The organism is Cylindrospermopsis sp. CR12 (assembly GCF_001432185.1).
Lineage (GTDB): Bacteria > Cyanobacteriota > Cyanobacteriia > Cyanobacteriales > Nostocaceae > Raphidiopsis > Raphidiopsis raciborskii.
Genome location: NZ_LMVE01000136.1, coordinates 1 through 2,898 on the forward strand (window position 1 = coordinate 1; position 2,898 = coordinate 2,898).

7 protein-coding genes are annotated in these 2,898 nt (G+C 41.2%); 2 read left to right on the forward strand and 5 right to left on the reverse strand.

What is annotated here, in order from left to right; translation table 11 throughout:
- Positions 1-221: hypothetical protein (locus ASL19_RS18345; RefSeq protein ID WP_152980454.1), on the reverse strand; the 221-nt coding region annotated here is incomplete at its 3' end.
- Positions 222-470: 249 nt separating this feature from the next.
- Here ASL19_RS18345 and ASL19_RS16340 point away from each other — a divergent pair.
- Both ASL19_RS16340 and ASL19_RS18975 read left to right on the forward strand, forming a co-directional pair.
- Positions 471-842, forward strand: coding sequence for a pentapeptide repeat-containing protein (locus ASL19_RS16340; RefSeq protein ID WP_057179157.1), 372 nt, complete (start codon positions 471-473; stop codon positions 840-842).
- Entirely contained in the window at positions 826-942 is a 117-nt protein-coding gene (locus ASL19_RS18975) for a pentapeptide repeat-containing protein (RefSeq protein ID WP_152980456.1), read from the forward strand. Before ASL19_RS16340 ends, ASL19_RS18975 begins: the two co-directional genes overlap by 17 nt.
- A gap of 292 nt (positions 943-1,234) precedes the next feature.
- Here ASL19_RS18975 and ASL19_RS18860 read toward each other — a convergent pair whose 3' ends face one another.
- The 4 genes from ASL19_RS18860 to ASL19_RS16345 all read right to left on the reverse strand — a co-directional run bounded on the left by ASL19_RS18860 (position 1,235) and on the right by ASL19_RS16345 (position 2,821).
- Positions 1,235-1,363: a hypothetical protein gene (locus ASL19_RS18860; protein ID WP_255356470.1), complete on the reverse strand. Its 129-nt coding sequence runs from the start codon at positions 1,361-1,363 to the stop codon at positions 1,235-1,237.
- 22 nt (positions 1,364-1,385) lie between these two features.
- Positions 1,386-1,565, reverse strand: a complete 180-nt coding sequence (locus ASL19_RS17735) for a hypothetical protein (RefSeq protein WP_152980455.1) — start codon at positions 1,563-1,565, stop codon at positions 1,386-1,388.
- A gap of 40 nt (positions 1,566-1,605) precedes the next feature.
- Positions 1,606-1,779, reverse strand: coding sequence for a hypothetical protein (locus ASL19_RS17980; RefSeq protein WP_235529027.1), 174 nt, complete (start codon positions 1,777-1,779; stop codon positions 1,606-1,608).
- A 190-nt stretch (positions 1,780-1,969) separates the two neighbouring features.
- Positions 1,970-2,821 (reverse strand): cytochrome c biogenesis CcdA family protein, encoded by an 852-nt coding sequence (locus ASL19_RS16345; protein ID WP_057179158.1) that lies wholly within the window; start codon positions 2,819-2,821, stop codon positions 1,970-1,972.
- Positions 2,822-2,898 lie beyond the last annotated feature (77 nt).

The following is a 2,898-nucleotide window of genomic DNA, read 5'->3' on the forward strand; positions in this document are numbered from 1 at the left end:
AGGGAGTGCTGCGCGATCGCCCATAGAGAATGCTTAGCAATCGCCCTCCAAATATCCCCACCCCCTTGAAATAACTGATTTATCCTTTGACGAAAAACGTTTACCGTCAATGTTTTCCCAAATGGGAACCGAATATGAAATGCACCTAGATGAGAGCGATCGCCCATTGAGAATGTAATGCGATCTCCCAAAGGGAGTGCTGCGCAATCGCCCCTCAACACATTCAGGTTTTTCCCTTGAGAAGAAGGTGCGGAGAATTATTAAATGCGATCTCGCGAGTGCGAGTGCTTCGCAATCGCACGTTGCAAGATCTCACTACTAACTTATGAATGGAACTTGAATAAAGATAAAACTTGTTGAACTTAAATATCTTACTCATTACCCTGAGGTTATTTTTATTATTTGCTCCTTCGTGGATAAGAAAAGTCATGTATAATTTACCTCGATAATTTGGTTACGGATTTAAGACAATGAAAAAATTTCTCACATTAGCGCTGATACTGATTTTGTTTCTTGTTTCCTCTTTTAGCCTTGGCACTAGTCCTAGTTATGCTTATAGCCAGTCTGACCTAGACAGACTTTTAAACACTGGTGAATGTCGAAATTGTGACCTCACTGGTGCTGATCTCTCAGATGCTAACCTTATGAAGGCTGACCTTATGGGTGCTGACCTCTCTGGTGCTAACTTTAGGGGTGCTAACCTTAACGGTGCTAACCTTATGGGTGTTTACTTCGAAGGATCTAGCCTTTTGCGTGCTGACCTCGAAGGTGCTGACATGAGAGGTGCTCACATAGGAAAGAAACGGGTTTACCGTCTTAAGATTAATTGGAAAGCTAACTGACCTTTCTGGTGCTTACCTCGAAGGAGCTAACTTTAGGGGTGCTAAGTTTACGGGTGCTCGACTTGACCCTGATTGGGAATTTCTCCTATATGAGAAATAGAAAAAACTGATTGGGCACTTGAAAACGCACCTTCCAAAAGCTAACCCATAAGCTAAGTAGGGAGGCACAATTATTTATAGGATGGGTCGAGTAACGAGACCCATGGGGTTTCATAGTTCAACCCATCCTATGTTAATCTTATATTTAATCCTACTGACCCACTTAACCACTAACAGATAATCCTATCCCATTATTTATATCCATAATTAAATGTCCATAAATAAAATGTGGCAATCGCTCTTTTCATTCCCATGATCCGACCAACCATTAAACAATAACCATAAACCCAAAACTATTGGAATAACTGGATTGTCACTTGACGGAAAACGTTTTCCGTCAATCTTTTACCAACCGGGAACCGAACATGAAACGTCCCTAGATGAGAGCGATCGCCTGTATGGAGTGCAATGCGATCGCCCATCTCCAGTTTTAGGTTTTTCCATTCAGAAGGGAGGTGGGGGAATTTCTAATTGCGATCTCCCGTAGGGAGTGCTTCGCGATCGCCTCTCAACACATTCAGAATTTTCCCTTGAGAAGAAACACGGGGAACCCTGAATGCAATTGCCTGTATCGAGTGCTTCGCGATCGCCCAAAGGGAGTGCTGCGCAATCGCCCTTCAGCATGTTCAAGTTTTTCCCTTCAGAAGGAATCGGGGGATAATCACTAAGAGGGTTCGCCTGTATGGAGTGCAATGCAATCTCCCCTCTCCACATTCAGATTTTTCCCTTGAGAAGAATCTGAGGTGCGATCGCCTGTCCTCATGTTCAGTATTTTCCATTGAGAAGGAAGTAGAGACGATTCCCACAAGCGATCGCCCGGCAAATATCCTAAAAGCATTGAAATAACTGATTTATCTTTTGACGGAAAACGTTTTCCGTCACTATTTAACATAGATTTGGAAACGTCATATATCAGGCGATCGCATCGAGACCCACAAAAAACGTGCGATCGCTTGGTAGAAAAAATATTTAAATGGGATAAACCTCAGAGCATGAGTAGCTGCACTTTTATCTTTAGTCAAACGAGATCACCCACCCAAAAACCATACTGTACCTGTATACAAATAATAAATGCCTGTAAGCATTAAAGCTACACTGCCTAGTTGAATAATAGTTTCTGAATGTTGTAACAACTTCCTACTCTGTTTAACTAAACCTGTAAAGAGACTGGCTAGAAAAATCAAAATTGTATATCCTAAAGCATAGCTGACCATGGTAAGTGTACCTAAAACTTGAGAACCAGTAGCAGCAGCTGCTGCTAACACTGCAAATAACACCGGACTAGCACAGGGAGAACTCACCAGAGCAAAGGTTAGACCTACACTGTATGGACCTGTATTAGGAAGTTTTAAGTCTATCTGGGGGAGGTAAATTTTAATTACTCCTATTAACCATAGTCCCATCACTGCCATAATTAAGCCAACTACTATGTTGATATAACCTCGGTATTCTATGATTACCATTCCAGCAAAGGATGAAACCAAACCAAATAGACTTAAAATGGTAACACTACCTAGCACAAATAAACCGGCCTGACTAAAAGCATCCCAACGGGATGTTATTTTTAGGGTGCCAATATAACTCAGATTAACCGGAAGTAGGGCAAGAATACAGGGAGAAATGCTGGCTAATAATCCACCAATAAATGCCAGAGGTAGTAAAACAAAGGGGTTGGCTGTGTTCTGTTTTTCAAACCACTTTTGATAAAGGTTCTCTGCAACGGAAATTATTCTTTCTAAGGGTTCACTAATGACTGAACCTAGGGTAATAACAAGAATTAAAGCTACTAGTCCTAATGCTATATATAACAGCATCTTCCGGGATTTTTTAAGGATATATATAGGCTTTTTCCCCCTTGGTACTTTTTCTATTTCGCTCATAATAATGTCCTCAAATTGTTTAGTTGCTTTATCCGTCAAATCCCTAATCCTTACCCTTATCTCTGGGAAATTGCAGA